Source organism: Actinomyces acetigenes, from assembly GCF_031296635.1.
In the GTDB taxonomy this organism is placed as follows: Bacteria; Actinomycetota; Actinomycetes; order Actinomycetales; family Actinomycetaceae; genus Actinomyces; species Actinomyces acetigenes.
In genome coordinates this window covers 22246-41237 of the sequence record NZ_JASPFC010000005.1, presented here as the reverse complement: position 1 = coordinate 41237, position 18992 = coordinate 22246, and the positions used below count along the sequence as shown (strand labels likewise).

15 protein-coding genes are annotated in these 18992 nt (G+C 68.1%); 5 read left to right on the top strand and 10 right to left on the bottom strand.

Translation table 11 applies throughout. The features are described 5' to 3' along the window. Positions 1-3: 3 nt before the first annotated feature. From ftsL to dinB, 5 genes are all read right to left on the bottom strand, one after another. Positions 4-468 (bottom strand): cell division protein FtsL, encoded by a 465-nt coding sequence (gene ftsL, locus RIV14_RS03010; RefSeq protein ID WP_075372753.1) that lies wholly within the window; start codon positions 466-468, stop codon positions 4-6. 108 nt (positions 469-576) lie between these two features. Further along, a complete protein-coding gene (gene rsmH, locus RIV14_RS03005) occupies positions 577-1704 on the bottom strand; it encodes a 16S rRNA (cytosine(1402)-N(4))-methyltransferase RsmH (protein ID WP_075372754.1) in 1128 nt (375 codons plus the stop codon). Between the two features lie 255 nt (positions 1705-1959). Next, positions 1960-2391: a division/cell wall cluster transcriptional repressor MraZ gene (gene mraZ, locus RIV14_RS03000; protein WP_003786301.1), complete on the bottom strand. Its 432-nt coding sequence runs from the start codon at positions 2389-2391 to the stop codon at positions 1960-1962. Between the two features lie 626 nt (positions 2392-3017). After that, positions 3018-3431, bottom strand: a complete 414-nt coding sequence (locus RIV14_RS02995; protein WP_075372755.1) for a DUF3040 domain-containing protein — start codon at positions 3429-3431, stop codon at positions 3018-3020. Positions 3432-3499: 68 nt separating this feature from the next. Further along, positions 3500-4825, bottom strand: a complete 1326-nt coding sequence (dinB, locus tag RIV14_RS02990) for a DNA polymerase IV (RefSeq protein ID WP_075372756.1) — start codon at positions 4823-4825, stop codon at positions 3500-3502. A gap of 87 nt (positions 4826-4912) precedes the next feature. Here dinB and RIV14_RS02985 point away from each other — a divergent pair, with 87 nt between their 5' ends. Next, the gene (locus RIV14_RS02985) at positions 4913-5740 is read left to right on the top strand and encodes a spermidine synthase (protein WP_256699308.1); all 828 of its coding nucleotides are present in this window, start codon (positions 4913-4915) and stop codon (positions 5738-5740) included. Positions 5741-5813: 73 nt separating this feature from the next. Here the strand turns inward: RIV14_RS02985 and RIV14_RS02980 are convergent, their stop codons facing one another. Further along, positions 5814-6752 carry a PAC2 family protein gene (locus RIV14_RS02980; protein WP_075372757.1) on the bottom strand — a complete coding sequence of 313 codons (939 nt, stop codon included), beginning with the start codon at positions 6750-6752 and terminating at the stop codon, positions 5814-5816. A gap of 486 nt (positions 6753-7238) precedes the next feature. Here RIV14_RS02980 and RIV14_RS02975 point away from each other — a divergent pair, with 486 nt between their 5' ends. From RIV14_RS02975 to RIV14_RS02965, 3 genes are all read left to right on the top strand, one after another. Next, positions 7239-9848: a HelD family protein gene (locus RIV14_RS02975; RefSeq protein WP_075372758.1), complete on the top strand. Its 2610-nt coding sequence runs from the start codon at positions 7239-7241 to the stop codon at positions 9846-9848. A gap of 159 nt (positions 9849-10007) precedes the next feature. Next, positions 10008-11924 (top strand): AMP-binding protein, encoded by a 1917-nt coding sequence (locus RIV14_RS02970; RefSeq protein ID WP_075372759.1) that lies wholly within the window; start codon positions 10008-10010, stop codon positions 11922-11924. Positions 11925-11999: 75 nt separating this feature from the next. Further along, positions 12000-13781, top strand: a complete 1782-nt coding sequence (locus tag RIV14_RS02965; protein ID WP_075372760.1) for an AMP-binding protein — start codon at positions 12000-12002, stop codon at positions 13779-13781. 39 nt (positions 13782-13820) lie between these two features. Here the strand turns inward: RIV14_RS02965 and RIV14_RS02960 are convergent, their stop codons facing one another. Next, entirely contained in the window at positions 13821-14267 is a 447-nt protein-coding gene (locus RIV14_RS02960) for a pyrimidine dimer DNA glycosylase/endonuclease V (RefSeq protein ID WP_081381854.1), read from the bottom strand. Between the two features lie 22 nt (positions 14268-14289). Next, a complete protein-coding gene (dapA, locus tag RIV14_RS02955) occupies positions 14290-15186 on the bottom strand; it encodes a 4-hydroxy-tetrahydrodipicolinate synthase (RefSeq protein ID WP_075372761.1) in 897 nt (298 codons plus the stop codon). A gap of 313 nt (positions 15187-15499) precedes the next feature. Between dapA and RIV14_RS02950 the strand changes: the two genes are divergently transcribed. Continuing rightward, complete coding sequence (locus RIV14_RS02950) at positions 15500-16243, top strand: GNAT family N-acetyltransferase (RefSeq protein ID WP_075372762.1); 744 nt, start codon at positions 15500-15502, stop codon at positions 16241-16243. A gap of 232 nt (positions 16244-16475) precedes the next feature. Here the strand turns inward: RIV14_RS02950 and RIV14_RS13705 are convergent, their stop codons facing one another. Both RIV14_RS13705 and RIV14_RS02945 read right to left on the bottom strand, forming a co-directional pair. Continuing rightward, positions 16476-17015: a GNAT family N-acetyltransferase gene (locus RIV14_RS13705; RefSeq protein WP_428978860.1), complete on the bottom strand. Its 540-nt coding sequence runs from the start codon at positions 17013-17015 to the stop codon at positions 16476-16478. Between the two features lie 290 nt (positions 17016-17305). Beyond that, positions 17306-18754 (bottom strand): hypothetical protein, encoded by a 1449-nt coding sequence (locus RIV14_RS02945; RefSeq protein ID WP_143223521.1) that lies wholly within the window; start codon positions 18752-18754, stop codon positions 17306-17308. Positions 18755-18992 lie beyond the last annotated feature (238 nt).

Here is an 18992-nt window from a genome sequence, read left to right as displayed (position 1 = left end):
CGCCTACTTCCCGCTCTTGGCGGCGTGGGCGGGGGTCCCCTCGGTGAGCTGCCCCTTGTTGACGTCGACGACGCCGGGGGCGGCGGCGGGAACCATCCCGAGGTCCTTGGCGCGGCTGGCCAGCGCGTCGGGCGCCGAGGCCTCCTGCACCTGGGTGCGCAGCGTCTCGACGTGGTCCTCGGCGACATTGAGCTCGATCTGCTTCTCCTTCATCCGGTAGGCGGTGTCAGCCATCTTGGCGTTGAGGAGCATCGAGGTGACGAGGGCCCCGGCCAGCACGAGGATGATGACGGTCAGGAAGGGGAGGGATGATGAGGTGGCCCGGGAGGCACCGCTGACGACGCGCAGCTGGGGTCGCTTGACCGAGCCCGCCTCCGTGCGCCCCTGGGTGCTGGTGGAACCACTTGCCTGGGCGGTGCGCCGCGTCGCGATCGGGCGGGTGACTCGAGCAGTAGCAGTGGCGCTCATCAATGTGCCTTCCCTGTGGCGTAGCTGGACTGGTGTGGATGGACGATGGTGCAGTGGGATCGTTGACCGCCTGGGGCGGTCCGCGGGTATCTGGAGCGGCGGGGCCGCCTAGCTGTGGTGGCGTCGGCGCGTGGTGCGTTGACCGCTCCGGTGCCCGGGGTCCCGTCCCCGACCGCCGGCGGGCGCAGGCGCCTGCGGCGAAGGAGCCTGGTCGGCAGGACGCAGGCGGGCGGCTGCCCGCAGTCGCACTGGTGCTGAGCGGGGGTTGTGGTCGAGCTCGCGGGCATCGGCCTTCTCCGCGCCGTTGGTGATCAGCTCCAGGTAGGGACGGTCCGCCTCGGGGACGACCGGCAGGTCCTGGGGCGCCCGGGAGGTGGCTCCGTGGGCCAGCGCCCGCTTGACGATGCGGTCCTCCAGGGACTGGTAGGACTCCACCACGAGGCGTCCTCCCACGCGCAGGCTGTTGAGAGCCCGGGGCACGGCCCGCTCCAGGACGTCGAGCTCGGCGTTGACGGCGATGCGCAGCGCCTGGAAGGTCCGTTTGGCCGGGTGCCCGCCGCTACGCCGAGCCGCTGCGGGCACGGACTGACGGACGAGCTCGGCCAGCTCCTGGGTGCTGGCCACCGGCTGCCCGGACTCGCGGCGACGCACGATGGCGGCGGCGATGCGCGAGGCGAAGCGCTCCTCGCCGTAGGTGCGCAGGATGCGGGTGAGCTCGACGGCGTCGGCAGTCTCCAGCAAGTCCTGGGCGGTCATTCCCGAGCCCTGGTCCATGCGCATATCGAGAGGTGCCGGGCGGGCATAGGAGAAGCCCCGCGAGGCCTCGTCGAGTTGGAGGGAGGAGACCCCCAGATCCATGAGGACGGCGTCCACGGTTCCCTCAGCACGAGCGGAGTGCTCACGAGCCACCCGGCTGACGGCGTCGTAGGTCGTCTGAACCGCGATGAAACGGTCCCCGAAGCGGGCCAGGCGCGCCGAGGCCAGCGCGATCGCCTCAGGGTCGCGGTCGATGCCCACGACCTTCAGGGACGGGAAGCGCTCGAGCGCGGCCTCGGTGTGGCCCCCCATGCCCAGGGTGCAGTCGATCATGACTGGCTGGGCCGGGCCTGCCGTCGACGCACTGTCAGCAGCACCCTCGATGGCGGGGGCGAGCAGGTCCAGGCAGCGCTCAAGGAGCACCGGCTCGTGCCGGCCAACGGCGTCGGCAGCGGATGCCTGCGCCTGTGAGCTGGTCATGAGGCGTACTCCTTTCTGGTGCTGGACCGGGTACCCGACTGGCACTCAGTTGCTGATAGGTCTTCGATATCTGACGCTCCCCCGACAGACCGGGAGGCGGCCACCTCGCCAGGACTCCTCCCGTGGTTCCGGCGCCGGGGAAGAGGCGTCGGACTCGACATCGGGCGGAGACCTCACGAGATGGTTCACCAGAGCTCTGTTGGCGTCTGCGTGCGGTCCGTCGGGTGTTGTTCAGTTGTCGACAAGGTCGCGGGGTCAGAAGAAGCCGGGAATGATCTCCTCGGCCGTGTCGGCGAAGACCTGTTCCTGGGCGGCCAGGTAGGTGCTCCAGGACTCGGAGTCCCAGATCTCCACCCGGGCGCCGGCTCCGATCACCGCCAGGTCCTTCTTCAGGCCCGCGTAGGCCCTCAGTGGCGCCGGCAGCGTGATACGCCCCTGCTTGTCCGGGATCTGCGAGTCCGCCCCCGAGAGCATGACGCGCACGTAGTCACGCGCCTGCTTCTGAGCGAGGGGGGCCTCACGCAGCTGGGCGTACATGCGCTCGAACTCGGCGGCGGTGAAGGCGTACAGGCAGTGCTCCTGACCTCGGGTCAGGACCACACCGCCCGCAAGCTCTTCACGGAACTTCGCCGGGAGGATGAGACGGCCCTTCTCGTCCAGCTTGGGTGCATGCGTCCCCAGGAACATGAGCCACCTCCTTCCCCTCGACGACCCCGTGCGCCCCACCTTACTCCACTTCCCTCCCTTTTCTCCCACCCCTCCTCCTCGAGAGCATCACAACCGCATATCGCCGACGACGAAGCACCCATCCAGGCCTCTCACTTTTCGTTGGAATAACCGAAGTTCACTGCCTCCTCACACGGAGTGGAGGGAGGTGGAGGGCGAGTGGAGGGAGGCCTTCACCACCACCTTCCTCGGCGTGGTGGATATCCAGGAAAAAAGCAGAGTCCACTCGGCCTGCATGCAGAGTTCGGGTGGGACTCAGAGCCTCTGCGCAGAGGTAGGAGCAGAGCCGCGCCGCTCTTGAGACAACTCTTTCGAATCCGATGAGTTCCTTGAGATTCTCAGGATTCTGTCCCGACCTCGCGAGGTCCGCCGGGGGCTGATCGGCCCCTCCAGACGCTCAGGTCCTGTCTCGAACGGATGAGCGTTGGAGACAGGACCTGTGAGGCAGTGCCGGTGGGAGGGAAGTGGGGTGGTGGAGGGAAGTGGGGGTGGTGGAGGGAGATGGGGATCGGCGTGCGTTGACGCGGCCTGAGGGGCGCGGGGATGCGGGTGGAGCTGAGAGGGAGGAGGGGGCTGGTGTGAACTGGTCAGTCCTCTGAGTCGCGCCTGCGATCCCAGCGCTCTGACTGGCGGTCCATGAAGGAGGAACGCCTCTTCCCGCCGTTGGCACCCTTGGCGGGCTTGTCTCGACCTGCCGCGGACTGACGTGGGCTCGTCGTGCTCTCGACCCGGGTCAGTGCCAGTGCCACCCCGCCGACGGCCACGAGGAAGCCCGCGACCCCCAGCAGGATGGACAGGAGGTTGTGGGGCACTGAGACCCCTGCGATGAGAAGCGCCAGGCCGACCAGGACCAGGGCCACACCGCCACCGATGTGGCGGGGCGAGGGCCGTGAGAGCCGACGCTCCTGACGCTGGAAGGTCTGAGCCAGCTCGGGGTCATCCTCATGGAGCTGCGATTCCAGGTCTCGCAGGACCTGCTGTTCTCGCTCTGACAGTGCCATCATGCTCCTTGCTTCCGGGCGGGGCCGGGGATCTGCGCCGTAGTTGCCAGGATAAGCGCTGTGACGGCTCAGGAGAAACTCTCCGTGGAGGTTGGCCGGGACGCAGGTCGGCTCTCCTGCTCGGATCGACGAGGACCTCGCCCGCGTCGCCCCTGCTGGCCGAGCGGCGCCTTGGTGGTGCCGTCTTCTGGCAGAAGACTGGCCGGGGCCAGCGCGTCGGCGCCCCACCTGCGGCGCACGGCGTCGGCGGCCCGCTCGGAGGCGCCGCGCCGCGGGTCCTCGTCCAGGAGGAGCTGCACACCGTCGTCGGGGCGCAGCAGCCCCTCGACCCGTACCCCCAGGAGGCGAAAACCGCCGGGCGGCGTGGGCAGGGCGGAGTAGAGCAAGGAGACGGTCTCCCAGATGTCCTGGGCGAGGTCGGTGGGAGTGGCCAGGGTGCGTGAGCGGGTGACGGTGGTGAAGTCGGCCCCTCGGGCCTTGAGGACGGCGACACGGCAGCGCAGGTCCGCCGCGCGCAGGCGGGCGGCGCACTGGTGGGTCTGGTCCAGCAGGACCCGCCGAGCGTGCTCCCGCTCGGTGAGGGTCTCGAAGAAGGTGGTCTCGGTGCCCACCGACTTCTCCTCGCGCACCGGCTCCACCCGGCGGGGGTCGACGCCGTGGGAGAGCTCGTGCAGGTGGTGTCCTGCGGCCCGGCCGAGGATCTTCTCCAGGCGGCGCACGTCGGTGCCTGCCAAGGTGCGCACGTCCTGGATCCCCCACCTGGCCAAGATCTCCTGGGTCCGGGTGCCCACGCCCCACAGCGCTCCGACCGGCAGCACGTTGAGGAAGTCCTGCGTGGAGGCGGCCGGCACCAGGAGCAGTCCGTCCGGCTTGGCGTGGGAGGAGGCGAGCTTGGCGATGAACTTGGTGGAGGCGATGCCCACGGAGGCCGGAACGCCCACTCGCCGGCGTATCTCGGCGCGGATCCAGCGGCCGATGGTCACCGGGGAGCCCATGCGGCGCCTGGCCCCGGTCACGTCCAGAAAGGCCTCGTCGATGCTCACCTTCTCCAGGACGGGGGTGACCTCCGCCAGGACGGCCATAACCTGGGCGGAGACCCGGGAGTAGAGGCCGTGGCGCACGGGCAGGACCACGGCCTGGGGGCAGCGGCGGGAGGCCTCGGCCATGGACATCGCCGAGGAGACGCCGAAGGCTCGGGCCTCGTAGGAGGCGGCCGAGACGACGCCCCGGCCGTCTCGGCCGCCGACGATGACAGGGCAGCCGGCCAGCTCGGGGTGCTCGAGGAGCTCGACCGAGGCGAAGAAGGCGTCCATGTCGACGTGGATGATGGGGGTGGCCGAGTCATCGTCCCCCCAGGACCGGCGCGCGGCCTGGGAACGGGGCGCCCTGCTCATCTCCACCTCCTCGACGACCGCGGCAGGTTCACCGGCTGACGGGACCGGAGGAGTCCGCCCGCGCTCCTCTCAGGCTACCGTGGGGCTGTGACACGTAGACGCAGGACCTCCGGGGCCCCGGCGCTGACCGGCCTGCCCCAGGGCCCGGTGCGCACCTCCTTGGCCACGGCCGAGCTCGTGGCGCGAGACACCGGGATCCTCCTCATGCTCGATGGCGCGGAGTCCTCCTTCCTGGACCTGCGCGACCCCTCCCACCTGGACTTCGAGTACCACCAGCAGATGGACGCGGTGCTCACGGCGCTGCGCGGCGAGGGCGGCCCCCTCAGGGCGCTCCACCTGGGCGGGGCGGGCTGCGCCCTGGCCAGGGCGTGGGACGTGACCCGCCCCGGCTCCCAGCAGGTCGCCGTCGAGATCGATGAGATTCTCGCGAGCCAGGTGCGGACCTGGTTCGACCTGCCCCGATCCCCCAGGCTGAGAATCCGGGTCGGTGACGCCGCCAAGGTGGTCACAGGGTTGCGGCCCGGCCAGTGGGACGTTGCGGTGCGTGACGTGTTCGACGGCGGGAGTGTGCCGGCCTCCTGCAGGAGCCAGGAGTTCCTCGACTCCTGCCTGAGGGCGCTGGCGCCTGACGGGTTGCTGCTGGTCAACACCGCCTCCATGCCGCGCGCCCGGGCCGGCGCTGAGATCGCGGCGCTCACCAGGGCCCTGGGTGGGGACGTCTCCCGCGCAGTCATCGTCGCCGACCCCGCTGCGGTGCGTGGCCGGCGTCGGGGCAACCTGGTGCTGGTGGCCCGCCAGACCTCTTTCACGGCGGGCGAGCTCGAGGAGGTCGAGCGCGCGGTGCGCCGTCTGCCGCTGCCGGTGCGCACCTGGTCGCTCGACGACGCAGCGGTTCCGCGACCCAAGGGCGACTAGCCCCCGTATGAGGCGTATGAGACGGCTGACCGGCGAAGCCGGCTCGGGGCCTCCCAGCACCGCCCAGTGCCGTTCAGCCCCCGTGGCCGGGGTTCCAGCCCTGGGGCCCCAGGTCCCCGGAGTCGTTGGCCTCCAGGAAGGCCTCCAGGCGGGCACCGATCTCCTCGGCGCTGGGCAGGTTGAGGATCGGCGCGGACGTGTCGACCTCATCGATGGCGATCCTGGGGGCCATGGCGTCGTACTGGGCCTCCAGGGCGGAGACGACGGCGCTGACCTCCGGCTGCTGGGCGGCCTCGGCGTTGATCTCGGCGCGGTTGATGCTGGCGGCGGCCTCGAGGTCCCCCACCGGCAGTGCCAGGCCGGTGGCCTGCACGATGGCGGTCAGCAGCGCCGAGGCTCCCTGCGGGAACTCGTCGCGGGCCACGTAGTGCGGGATCGCGGCCGAGACTCCCCGGGAGTCCAGGCCCAGCTCACCCAGACGCAGCTCGAGGTAGGCCGACATCGACCCGGGCAGCTCAACGTGCCCGAAGAGCTCGGGCTGGTTGGGCAGCAGGTCGGGCTGGCTGCCGTGGTGGTGGACGTAGGTCGGGCGCGTGTGGGGTACGGCCATGGGGATGCCACTCATGCCGACGGCCTGGCTCACGCCCATGGAGACCGCCAGGTGGGCCACGGCTCCGACGAACTCGTCCCAGCGGTAGTCCGGCTCGCTGCCGTGGAGCAGGAGGACGTCCTCGCCGTCGTCGTCATGGAGGAGGTCCAGGACCAGCTCGGGCATGATGACTGAGGAGTAGTTGTTGTGGACGAAGGTCATCGTGGGACGCCTGGCGCGGTAGTCCACGAGGGCGTCGATGTCGAAGGTGGCGACACGCTCGCTGGGAAGCGTCATGAGCAGCTGGTCGACGGCCAGGGCGCCGGCGTTGCCCGCGTCCATGGCGCCCTCGAAGTGGTGGATGAGGACCCTCGGGGAGATCGGCTGATCCGCGGGGTGCTGGATGGTGAACAGTGGTCTCACAAGCCCGTCTCCTCCTGTCTGGTCTGATTCATCCTCCCGCAGCATCGGTCCGTTGGTGCGCTCGCCCGCCCTGACGGGCGAACGAGACCGACGGCGCCGGGGAGGGCGTGTCCGTGTCGTGCAATGGTCTCAGCATGGTCTGGGTTCAGCGCCCGGTGCGATCCCGTCTGAGTCGCTTCCTGGTCGAGCAATGTCGAGTGACCTCGGCTCAGTGACGCGATTCGGCGTTTTATCAGGATTCGTCCGGGTGAGTGCCCGGGAACAGCGGTTAGCGTCCTGGGCACTCCTGCCAACACCTTCTGGATTGTCGATGTTCCCGCCCGCGCCGGGTTCGGGCGCCTTGTTCGCCCTCGGCGTCCCCGTCGGGGCGTCAGCAGGAGAATAATGGGTCGACCGTACTGAAGCCATCACCGACCCCAGTACCCGTCAGCGTCAGCCAGAGCCGACCAGCGCGCCCCACGCGCCAGCCGGCCAGAACCAGAACCGATGCGAGGCCTTGTGAGTCAGACGATCCCCTCTCGCCCACCGCACTCCCAGCAGGAGGCGCCGTCGCGGGTGGAGGAAGATGCGGGCAGTGTCCGCGAGCGCGAGATGCGCGGTGAGCAGGTTGTCGTTGACCTCGCCTACAGCGAGCTGGACCGTCAGCTGGCTCAGGCCCGTCACTCCCTTGCCCGCACCGAGGCCCAGGGCGTCAGCGGCACCCACCAGTCCCGCGGGGAGCGGGACGCCTACGCCGTGCACTACTCGTCACTGGTCTCCTCCCTGGAGGGGGTCGAGGACCGTCTGGTCTTCGGGCGGATGGACATGAGCGGGTCAGCCGATGACGCGCCGGACTCTGGGCCCTCGGGGAAGGCCTCCGCCACCGGCTCCGGCCGGGGTACGGGTGGCTCCTCCCCGGTCACTGACGGGGGGCGGCGCCACTACGTGGGCCGTATCGGCCTGCAGGATGCTCAGCACCGTGAGGTGATCCTGGACTGGCGCGCCCCTCTTGCCCGGGCCTTCTATCAGGCCACGGCCTCCCGCCCCATGGGGCTGGTGCGCCGGCGACACATCGACACCCGGGCCCGTCAGGTGCTCGGGGTGGAGGACGAGGTCCTGGACCTGGCCGCCCTGGAGGCCGGCGAGGCCCCGTCCGGCTCGTCCGGGGCCGCCGTGGCCGCCGGGGACCTGCAGGGCGAGGGGGCGCTCATCGCCGCGATGTCCAGCGCCCGCGACGGCCGCATGGGTGACATCGTGGCCACGATCCAGGCCGAGCAGGACCGGGTCGTCACCTCCTCGGGACGCGGTGTGCTCGTGGTCCAGGGAGGCCCGGGGACGGGTAAGACGGCGGTGGCGCTGCACCGGGTGGCCTACCTGTTCTACTCCGAGCGCGAGCGCCTGGAACGCTCCGGCGTGCTCCTGGTGGGGCCGTCTCGCACCTTCCTGCGCTACGTGGAGCAGGTCCTGCCCTCCCTGGGTGAGACGGGGGTGGTCTCCACGACGATCGGCGACCTGGTTCCCGGGGTACGGGCCACGGCGCAGGAGGACGCCCGCGTCGCCGAGCTCAAGGGGCGCTCCGTGTGGGTCAAGGCCCTGGAGCGGGCGGTGCGGGGCCTGCAGCGCGTCCCGGATGCTCCCCGTGAGATCGAGGTCCAGGGTGTGCGCCTGTCGCTGAGACCCGACGACGTGCGTGAGGCGGCCTCCCGGGCCCGCCGGGGCGGCAAGCCCCACAACCTGGCCCGTGAGGCCTTCGTGATCTGGCTCCTGGAGCGCCTGACCGACCAGTACGCGGCGGCCACGAACCAGGACGCCTCGGATGCTGACACGCGCGCCTGGATCCGGGAGGACATCCGTACCGCCCGCGACGCCCGCCGGGAGATCAACCTGTGCTGGATGCCGACGACGCCCCAGGGGCTGCTGGAGCGGCTGTGGAGCCGGCCCGCCCTCCTGGAGCAGGTGGCGCCGTCCCTGAGCGAGCAGGAGCGCGCGCTACTGCACCGTGAGCCGGGAAGCGCCCTGAGTGCGGCGGACATCCCGCTCATTGACGAGCTGGCCGAGCTGCTGGGCCCCAGTGAGGACGCCCAGGCCCGGCGCGCCCGCCTGGAGGCCCGCCGCCGCGAGGACCTGGTGGCCTACGCGGCCCAGGCGATCGAGTCCCAGGAGCTGGGCGGCGGGATGGTCAGCGCCGAGATGCTGGCCGACCGGGTCTCCCAGGGCGGCCCCACCCTCACTCTGGCCGAGCGGGCCCGGGCGGATCGGACGTGGACCTACGGGCACGTCGTCGTCGATGAGGCCCAGGAGCTGGGCACCATGGCCTGGCGGGCGCTGGCACGTCGCTGCCCGGTGCGCTCCTTCACGGTGGTGGGAGACCTGGCCCAGTACTCGGGCCCCCACGCCCCCGGCAGCTGGGGCGAGGTGCTCACCGCCCTGGGGACGGCGTCGGCTGAGGATACCGCGGAGGCCCAGGGCCGGTCCCGGTCGCAGTCCCGTCACCGGGCCCGTTCCCGCTCGCGGCAGGGCCGCCAGTCGGGGCGCTCGCGCGCAGGCTCGACCCCGCTGTGCGAGGAGGCGCTCAGCGTCTGCTACCGCACGCCGGCCACGATCATGGAGGTGGCTGAGCAGACGGTGACGCACCTGGGCCACCCGCCGGTCTACCCGGTGCGCTCGGTGCGCGACCTGCCCGGCTGTCTGGAGGTCACCGACCTGTCGCAGTCCCCTCAGGGCGCCCAGCCCGATGCCTGGGCGAGTCTTTTGCGTGAGGTCGTCGCCCAGGAGTCGGCCCGCCTGGATGAGCAGGTGGGTGCCGGCGTCGGACGCATCGCGGTCATCTCCCCCTCCCCCGGGCGCACTGAGGCGCTGCTGCGCGAGGACCCGGGCCTGGCTGCGGCAATGGAGGCTCCGGGAGGCGACGTGCTGCGCTCGCGGCTGCTGGTGGTCGACCCGGTGCTGTCCAAGGGGCTGGAGTTCGACGTCGTGGTGCTCGTGGACCCGGCTGACGTCGGTGAGCGCAGCGCAGGCGACCTGTACGTGGCGATGACTCGCCCCACGCGCCGCCTGCGGGTGGTCAGTCGTCGGCCTCTGCCCCGGGGCCTGGAGCCGCGTTCCTCCGGCCGGTGAGCCGGATCGCACACGGCCGTCACCGCCACCAACCACGCAGGTTACGCCACCGTAGGTTACGGTTGTTCCTGAGTTCTCGTCGTCGTACCGGGCGGCACCCGTGGCGGACGAGGCCCTCCCTGTCAGGGGAAGGCTCACGACAGACAAGGGGGAAGACCCATGAGTGCTTCGCGCACGTCGGCACCCGCACTCACGCACGACACCGCATCGGTGGCCGGCTTGGACGCCTCTGACGATGAGGTCCTTCAATCCGTCTACCGGCAGGCCGGGGTGCCTTCCACGATCCCGGCGGTCAGAGAGCCCCTGTCCTGCATGCTGCGCGACGCCGCCCGGGACTTCCCGGACCGGGTGGCCCTGGACTTCCTGGGCGCGACCACCACCTACTCCCAGCTGGAGACCCAGGTGGCGCGGGCCGCGGAGGCCCTGCGGGGCCTGGGGGTCGGGCGCGGGGACGTCGTCGGGGTCATTCTTCCCAACTGCCCTCAGCACGTGGTCGTGGCCTACGCGGCCTGGCGCATCGGGGCGATCGTGGCCGAGCACAACCCACTGGCGCCCGCCGCCCAGCTGCGCGAGCAGTTCCACATTCACCGCGGGCGCGTCATCATCGCCTGGGAGAAGACCCTCGAGCGCCTCGTGGCGGCGGTGGGTTCCCTGGAGGCGGCGGGCCTGGGAGGTCTGAGCGTGTACTCGGTGGACCTGTCCCGTCATCTTCCGTTGCGCAGCCGCCTGGCCCTGAGGCTGCCGGTGGCCGCCGCCCGCACTCAGCGCCGCGAGCTGCGCGGCAGGATCCCTGCCGGGGTGCGCTCCTGGGACGACCTGGCCGCCTCCGCCATCCCCTTGGCCACGGGCTTCCCCCTGCCGAGCGTCTCGGAGGCGGCGGCTCTGCTGTACACCGGCGGGACGACGGGCACGCCCAAGGCTGTGTGCCTGACCCATGAGAACCTGCGCTCCAACGCCGAGATGTCCTTGGCCTGGGCGTCTGGCACCACGAGCGCGGGCAAGGAGACCTTCTACGCCGTCCTGCCCTTCTTCCACGCCTTCGGCATGTCCCTGTCGCTGCTGTGCGCGGTGGGGCTGGCCGCCACCCAGGTGGTTCTGCCCAAGTTCGGGGCGGACCTGGTGCTGGCCGCCTGGAAGCGGCGCCCGGCCACCTTCTTCCCCGGGGTGCCGGTCATGTTCGACCGTCTGGTGACCCGGGCTCGGGCCACGGGGACGAACCTGTCCTCCTGCAAGATCGCCGTGTGCGGGGCGGCCCCCAACCCGCTGGCGGTGGCCCAGGCCTGGGAGGAGGCCACCGGCGGCACCATCATCGAGGGCTACGGAATGACCGAGTCCTCCCCCATCATCCTGGGCAACCCGATCTCGCCGGCACGTCGTCCCGGCACCCTGGGGGTGCCCTACCCCTCCACGCAGGTGCGCCTGGTGGACCCTGAGGACGTCGAGCGCGAGGTGGCCCCCGGGGAGGTCGGCGAGCTGCTGGCCCGCGGCCCTCAGGTGTTCTCCGGCTACTGGGACAACCCCGAGGAGAGCGCCGAGGTGCTGCTGGACGGGGGCTGGCTGCGCACGGGCGACCTGGTGCGCCAGGAGGCAGACGGCTTCTACGTCATCGCCGACCGCCGCAAAGAGCTCATCATCTCCGGGGGCTTCAACATCTACCCCACGGAGGTGGAGGCAGCGGTCCGCTCGATGCCGCAGGTGGAGGAGGTCGCCGTCGTCGGGCTGCCGGCCGAGGCCGGCAACGAGTCCGTCGTCGCCGCGATCCTGCCCAAGGAGGGCCAGACGGTCACCCTGGAGCAGGTGCGCGAGTGGGCGGCCAAGAACCTGTCCAACTACGCCCTGCCGCGCCAGATCGCGATCCTGACCGAGATGCCCCGCTCCCAGATCGGCAAGGTGCTGCGGCGCGTGGTGCGCGACGAGCTCCTGGCGGCCCGGGAGGCCGCCTCCGGGGCGGCGACGGCGGCGGCCGTGTCCATCGTCGAGCACTTCCCCGGCAGGGGTGAGCGCAAGGACGGCGGTCAGCAGGAGGGCGGCCAGGACGGCAAGGCCGGGCCGCATAACAACACAGCTTCCCGCTGAGGGCCCGACTTCAGATCGCAGCCGTTCCAGATCACCCGACTGCTCCCACCCACAGCCCGATTCGACTCCACAGACATGACTGACAGCACGACCAACGCCGCCGCCTCGCCACCGCAGGCCACCCAGGACCACCGCCACTACCTGCGCCCGCACTACCAGCCCGGTATCCCCGCGGCGATCGAGGTTCCTGATGCGCCGCTCAGCGAGCTGCTGGAGACGGCGGCGCGTTTCTACCCCGACCGGGTCGCCATCGACTTCCTGGGTGCGGCCATGACCTACCGCGAGCTGCTGGAGGCCTCGGAGCGGGCGGCGCAGGTGCTGCGGACCTCGGGGGTGCACAGGGGCGACCGGGTGGCCCTCATCATGCCGAACTGTCCGCAGCACGCCGTGGCCCTCTACGGGGCGCTGCGCATCGGTGCGGTCGTGGCCGAGCACAATCCGCTGGCGCCCGCCGAGGAGATCCGCTCCCAGCTGGATGCTCACGGGGCCCGGGTCGTCATCGTGTGGGAGAAGGGCATCGATCTCGTCACGGATGCGGCCGCTGGTTCGCGCTCCGGCGACGTGCTCCAGGGGCGCACGGTCTTCAGCGTGGATCTGTCAGCAGCGATGCCGGTGCGCCTGCGCGCCGCGCTGCGTCTCCCGGTGGAGCGGGCCCGCCAGCAGCGGGCCGCCTTCCGGGCCCAGAGCCTGCCTGCGGGGGTGCGCTCCTGGGACAAGGAGGTGGCTGGCGCTCACCGGATCCCCTCGCGCTTCCCCTACCCGGCCGGTTCCGACGTGGCGGTCCTGCTGCACACCGGCGGGACGACCGGCACACCTAAGGCGGCGATGCTCACGCACACCAATCTGCGGGCCAACGCCAACCAGGCCATCGCCTGGGTGCCGATGCTGCACGAGGGCGGGGAGAACTTCCTGTGCCTGCTGCCCTTCTTCCACGCCTTCGGGCTGACCTTCAACCTCTTCTGCGCGGTGCAGAAGGCCGCCACCCAGGTGATGCTGCCGAAGTTCTCGGTGGGTCAGGTGCTCGCGGCGCACGAGCGGCGCCCCTTCACCTTCTTCGTCGGCGTGCCGGTCATGTTCGAGCGGATCCTCGACGGCGCTCAGAAGCGGGGCACGAACCTTGGCACCCTGCGCTACGGAGTGTGCGGGGCGGCCCCGATGCCGCCGGAGGTCGGGGCCCGATGGGAGAAGGCGACCGGCGGCTTCTTCATCGAGGGCTACGGCATGACCGAGACGAGCCCGATCGTCGCGGGCACGCCCATGGGGCCCTCGCGCCGCCTGGGCGCTCTGGGGCTGCCCTTCCCGTCCACGGACGTGCGCGTCGTGGACCCCGAGGACCCGGACCCCGACCGGGAGGTTCCCGACGGCGAGCCGGGCGAGCTGCTGGTGCGCGGCCCCCAGGTCTTCGCCGGCTACTGGGAGGACGAGGCGGCCACGCAGGCCGCGATCCTGCCAGGAGGGTGGCTGCGCACGGGCGACATCGTGCGCCGGGAGGACTCCTTCCTGTGGATGGCCGACCGCAAGCGCGAGCTGATCCTCACCGGCGGCTTCAACATCTACCCCAGTCAGGTGGAGACGGCGATCCGCTCCATGACGGGCGTGGCCGACGTCGCCGTGGTGGGGCTTCCCGACGGCGCTATGGGCGAGCTCGTGTGCGCCGCCGTGGTTCTCGCCGAGGGGACCGCGCCGGGGTCGGTGACCCTGGAGGCGGTGCGGGAGCACGCCGAGCGGACGGTCCCGCGCTACGCGCTGCCGCACCGCCTGGAGATCGTCAAGGAGATGCCGCGCTCCCAGATCGGCAAGATCCTGCGTCGCGTCGTGCGCGAGCGGGTGCTTGAAAGAGCCGCGGAAGAGGGCTGAGCAGCCGCGGTACCGGTCGCCTTTGAGCCCACCCGGGGCTTACAGGGCCAGCGCCCGCTCCCAGGGCTCGACGTCGCCGGGGACGACCCGGAAGATCGGGTGCGCCTCAAGCCGCTCCGGCAGGGGCAGGAGCTCGGGGGCACGTCCAGCCAGCTTGGCCTCCAAATGCCTGCGCTCCAGGTCCATCTGCCCCTCGGTGACCGTCAGGCTGACGCCGACGCACTCCGGCTCAGGGACGTCAATACGGGTGGTGTCAAAGCGGTAGCCGCGCCAGACGGCCTCCTCGCGCAGCCCCCACAGGTAGGCGCCCACCGCCACCACCGGGGTGACCGGATCAGGGGCGGCACGGAAGCGTTCGAGCTGGGGGTGGTTACGGTAGCCGCGGGTGCGTCCGGCCAGGACCGCCTGGGCCAGGAGTGTCTCGCGCCAGCAGGCCACCAGGCCCGCACGGTCCAGGTGGCTCGGGTGCAGCGACCACATGCGCATCGCGGGCGCGCCCTGCTAGTTCTCAGAGCAGCCCGGAGGCGACCAGGACCTCACGCAGGGCGGCGACCTCGGTCTCCTCGGCGCGCACCAGGGGAAGGCGCAGGGAAGGGCTGGGCAGGCGTCCTTGGAGGTGCAGGGCCTCCTTGGCCATGACGGCCCCCTGCCCGCCACCCATGATGGCGTGGACCAAGGGGCGCAGGCTCCGGGCGAGGGTGCGGGCGCTGGCCAGGTCCCCGGCGTCAACGGCGCCGATCATCTGGCGCCAGGAGTGGGCATCGGCGTGGGCGGCCACGGAGATGACGCCGGAGGCGCCGTGGGTGAGCCAGGCGAAGTTGAGGCCGTCGTCACCGGAGTAGTACTCCAGGCCGGTGGACTCCATGCGGCGGAATCCCTGCTCGACGTCACCGGTGGCGTCCTTGACGGCCTTGACGCGGGGGTTCTCGGCCAGGCGCGCCAGGGTCTCCTCGGTGATCTTCACGCCGGTGCGCCCGGGGATGTCGTAGACCATGACGGGCAGGTCGGTGGCCTCCACGACGGCGTTGATGTGCCGGTAGACGCCCTCCTGGCTGGGGCGGTTGTAGTAGGGGGCGTTGATGAGCAGGCCCTCGGCGCCGGCCTCCTGAGAGGCCACGCCGATGCGCACCGCGTGGGCGGTGTCGTTGGAGCCGGCGCCGGCCATAACCATGGCGCGCCCGGCCAGGGCGTCCTTGACCTGACGGATCAGCTCCTGCTTCTCCGGGGTGTGGGTGGTCGGGGACTCACCGGTGGTGCCTGACAGGAGGATCAGGTCGGCGCCGTCATCGACCAGGCTGACCGCCAGGGCACGAGCGGCGTCGAAGTCGACCTCCCCACTGGGCGTGAAGGGGGTGACCATGGCGACGCCGACGGAACCGAAGCTGCGGGAGGGGGCTGCGCTCATGGCGCCACCCTAACGCGGACCGGGCGTACGGAAGATGCGTTCTCACGATCTGTCAGATAGGCGGGCAGCGGACAGACTACAGGCCGATTATGTCCGAATGGGACGACTTTGAAGTCCCCGGCCCTCACCACTGCTGGGTCGGAACCCCTCCGACCTGCACAAACGCAATCTGGCTCCGTGAAACGCTCCAGTCAAAGTCGTCCCATTCGGACACTTTCCCGCCACGCGCCTTGCCACCGAGCATTCTCCAGGCCTTGTGCCCACGGCGCCCGGGCCTCCGACACCGATATGCACAAGGTCCTAGGCTCGAGTCATGGACTCCTCGACCCCCGCAAGCTTCTCGCCTTCCGGCAGCCGGGACGACTCTGTTCTGGGCGCTGATCCGCTGGCCGGACTCGGCTCCGACCTGAACACGCGCGCACCTCACCAGCACTCCCCCGGCACTCATGACCTGCATGATCACGACGACTCCCAGGCACCAGGGGGATTCGTGCGCCCTGCTAGGGCGGCGGACCTGACGGCGATCGGGCAGGTCCAGGCCGCCACCATGCTCGCCTCCCTGGAGGCCGGCCACACCGCCGAGCACAGTGCCCCGCTGCCCGAGGGCGTGCGGGCGATGATCGCCGCCCCCGTCATCGCGGCGGGCTGGGAGACGGCGGTGACTGAGCCGCCTTCACCCGAGCACCACGTCCTGGTGGCCACCACCGCCCAGGCGGATGCTGCGAGCCGGACGGTGGTGGGTCTGCTGGGCCTGGCCCCCACCCAGTCCATGGACGCCGAGGGGCACGTCGACGAGGCCGGGGTACGGGCCGTGGAGGTCACGGCCCTGGGCGTGGAGCCGGCCAGTCAGCGCCGCGGGCACGGCTCCCGGCTCCTGGCTGCGGCCGTGGACCTGGCCCGGCAGGATGGCGCCAGGGCGCTCGTGGCCTGGGCGGTGCGCGGGGATCAGTCGGTCAGCCGGCTCCTGTCCTCGGTCGGCATGGCACCCACCGGGGCGCACCGGGTGCTCGGTGTCGGCGAGGGCATCACAGAGGACTGCTGGGCGGCCTCGCTGTGAATCCAGCCGCATTCATTGAGACTTATTCACGCACCCATTGAAGGTTCTGTGACCTGTGCAGATGCTGGCGTCGGCTAGCCCTACGAATAAGCCTCATTTGACCAAATTCCAGTAAGGCGTCGCGAGTTCACCTGCGCAAGAAAGGCCACTAAGAAGTCGCCGGCACAGAGAAGGAACCCAACCACGCCACACAAAAAGGCGCGCCAGACACCCCTTTGAATAACCTTCAAGATCACACATCACTACCACCCGAAACTCGAATTGTTTCGACGTACGCACCTCGCTGAAATCCTAGCCTTTTATACAGGGAGAGAACTCGACCCTCCTCCACATATGCGGAGACTTCAACAACGCGACGCCCCGAAACTCCCGACAACTTCTCCGCCGCCTTTGCAGCGCGAATGAGAAGTGCGCTTCCCACATGCTTCCCACGGGCATCGGGGAGCACAGCCAACGAGGCCACTCTCGGGCACTCGCCGATCCAAGGCGAGTCGACACAAACGACGGCGATCATGCGACCCGTTCGCTCGAACGCCCCAAACCAACATAGAGCGTTTGAATCACGCGGCCATACTGATGCCGACGGAAACGCACAGCGAAGCACTATTTCAATATCAGAACACCATTTCTTGGGATCTATCTCAGAGATATCACAATAGTCAGAGACGTCCGGTTCTTGGAGCACTTCGCAACACTCCGCCCCATCCTCATGCCATAGCCAGATCCATGGACGCAAAACCAAGGAAACAGAACATTCAGAGAGCTCGGACATGGCATTGAAAACACCCGCAGGGGCAGTAATTTCCGCTACCACCCCTAACTTTCTTTGAGACATCAGACACCGAAGTAAAGACGTCACATCAGCAACATCCCCATCTCCGACACCCACACAGTGCCCAAACTCATCAACATACCCAGCCAGCACTGCCGACTCGTAGCCATAAGCCGAAAACATATCTTTAGGCCCAGTCGTACACACATCCAAGAATACAGATCTCGTCTTCACTTCCTCCAGAGGGACGAGGTGGGCCGCCACATCATTAATACCCATACCTTACCACCCTAGCTAAACACAATATCGGGACGAACCTTTCCCTCGCTCATCGCATCTGATGCCAAATGCCTCTGAATACGCATCCGACATAACATCACAAGTGCATATCCTACTGTGGCCAACACAATCAAAATTGCGATCATCGCCAGAAGGAACAGGTTGGCCATATAAAACACATTCGCCGCCAGCAAGAATAAAAACGAAAGATCAACAGCACTCCTCAGGCTCGCCAGCAGCCCGACGGGGACAACACGCCCTTTTTCAATCTTCTCGAACGATGAGAAAATAGACCACGCCGCTAAGCTAACTGTAATCAAAGCAGCGACATTATAGGACGCATCGATCTTGTGGGTTACGAGATGAGAAAATACAGTGAAGCAAATCACCAAATTTAGAATACTAGTAACAATAAGAGCTCGCTCAAGTCCTGGATTAGAAACTCTCACCCCCAAATACAAGTCACTTGACTTTGATATGACATACTTTTGATCACTTATCAGCAGGCCAGATTCCCCCCTATGTGACACGATCGCCTGCTCAGGGGTCATCGTTGCTTTGACTGGCGAATGACGACAAGAATCGCTGACCTCAAGAACCATAGAATCCGCAAAATCCACGCCGTCAGGGCACATTATTTTAACATAATGCTCCCGCGCGCAGGGAAATGAGGGAAGCAGGAAATGAAGTTGTCCTTTAATATTTCCCAGCTTCATTGCATACCGTTCTTTTCGCCTCCACAGCAGACGAAATCCTCGACGCTCCTTTTTTTGGCTCCGTTCACATGAAGAACTTCGGCGCTCCCCATCACCGTCCTCGGGTCGGACTCTCTCACTCATGGCATTCGGAGAACTTGACACAGCAGTCGTAATGGAATACTTTACAATAGTGTGTTCAGACGCACCCGACACATCAAGATTTACGGTAGCAATGTAGTTCTCTGCCGCACATTCAATCATCGAGTCAATTTGACCCGAACTTTCGCCACTTCCAGGCAAGCCCGAAGGAGAATTTAACGAACCTCCACGATCCTGCTTCATTCGAGTATTGATTTTTCCACTAACAGACTCTATGCATTCATCCAGCTCACTTGCTCCGCTAGATTGTTCCGGCATCAGGCGCGAAGCAATTATGAGGTCCCACGGCGACACATCCATCTCCCCCCACCTCAATGAGATAGGCGTGTTCGACTCCACCGCATCAAATTCAACCATTGCCTCCCGACGCCAAACAAACAACGGAACCGGGAGTACTGGCTGAGATGACAGCCCACACTGAGACGCAATTTTTCGTAAACTGACTAAATCGAGATCTAGCGACACCCGCCGCACGGTGCGCTCCTGATCCAACACAGTTACCTTTTCAACTCTTCGATACACCCATGACGTGTCGCTGACCAAGGCATCAAGGAATCTAGCCTCGCAGGCTGATTTGGAAAAAGACGATCCAGAAGAAACCATGATATTATAGTAACTGCCCAATCCAATACAGAGGTAGCCACGCGTATGACATCGATCACACAGCGGTCGATATCGGCGTGAGCACGTCCTCCTTGTAAAGCAAGGTAGGAACGACACCGCTGATGGCAATCAAGAACAACACCCATGATCCGCAAGCAGTCTGTGCAGGATCCATCAAGTGCTTACTGCGCTGATCCTTGAGAGCCGAGAGTGAGTACGCCACCATAATCATTACCTA

Bases quoted from the DNA above. Each gene is read 5' to 3' on its own strand.
- dinB (WP_075372756.1), bottom strand. From the start codon at position 4,825: ATGAGCAGGGCGCCCCGTTCCCAGGCCGCGCGCCGGTCCTGGGGGGAC.
- RIV14_RS02965 (WP_075372760.1), top strand. From the start codon at position 12,000: ATGACTGACAGCACGACCAACGCCGCCGCCTCGCCACCGCAGGCCACC.
- RIV14_RS02970 (WP_075372759.1), top strand. From the start codon at position 10,008: ATGAGTGCTTCGCGCACGTCGGCACCCGCACTCACGCACGACACCGCA.
- rsmH (WP_075372754.1), bottom strand. From the start codon at position 1,704: ATGACCAGCTCACAGGCGCAGGCATCCGCTGCCGACGCCGTTGGCCGG.
- ftsL (WP_075372753.1), bottom strand. From the start codon at position 468: ATGAGCGCCACTGCTACTGCTCGAGTCACCCGCCCGATCGCGACGCGG.
- RIV14_RS13705 (WP_428978860.1), bottom strand. From the start codon at position 17,015: ATGTCCGAGCTCTCTGAATGTTCTGTTTCCTTGGTTTTGCGTCCATGG.
- dapA (WP_075372761.1), bottom strand. From the start codon at position 15,186: ATGAGCGCAGCCCCCTCCCGCAGCTTCGGTTCCGTCGGCGTCGCCATG.
- RIV14_RS02950 (WP_075372762.1), top strand. From the start codon at position 15,500: ATGGACTCCTCGACCCCCGCAAGCTTCTCGCCTTCCGGCAGCCGGGAC.
- mraZ (WP_003786301.1), bottom strand. From the start codon at position 2,391: ATGTTCCTGGGGACGCATGCACCCAAGCTGGACGAGAAGGGCCGTCTC.
- RIV14_RS02975 (WP_075372758.1), top strand. From the start codon at position 7,239: ATGCGAGGCCTTGTGAGTCAGACGATCCCCTCTCGCCCACCGCACTCC.
- RIV14_RS02960 (WP_081381854.1), bottom strand. From the start codon at position 14,267: ATGCGCATGTGGTCGCTGCACCCGAGCCACCTGGACCGTGCGGGCCTG.
- RIV14_RS02995 (WP_075372755.1), bottom strand. From the start codon at position 3,431: ATGGCACTGTCAGAGCGAGAACAGCAGGTCCTGCGAGACCTGGAATCG.
- RIV14_RS02945 (WP_143223521.1), bottom strand. From the start codon at position 18,754: ATGGTTTCTTCTGGATCGTCTTTTTCCAAATCAGCCTGCGAGGCTAGA.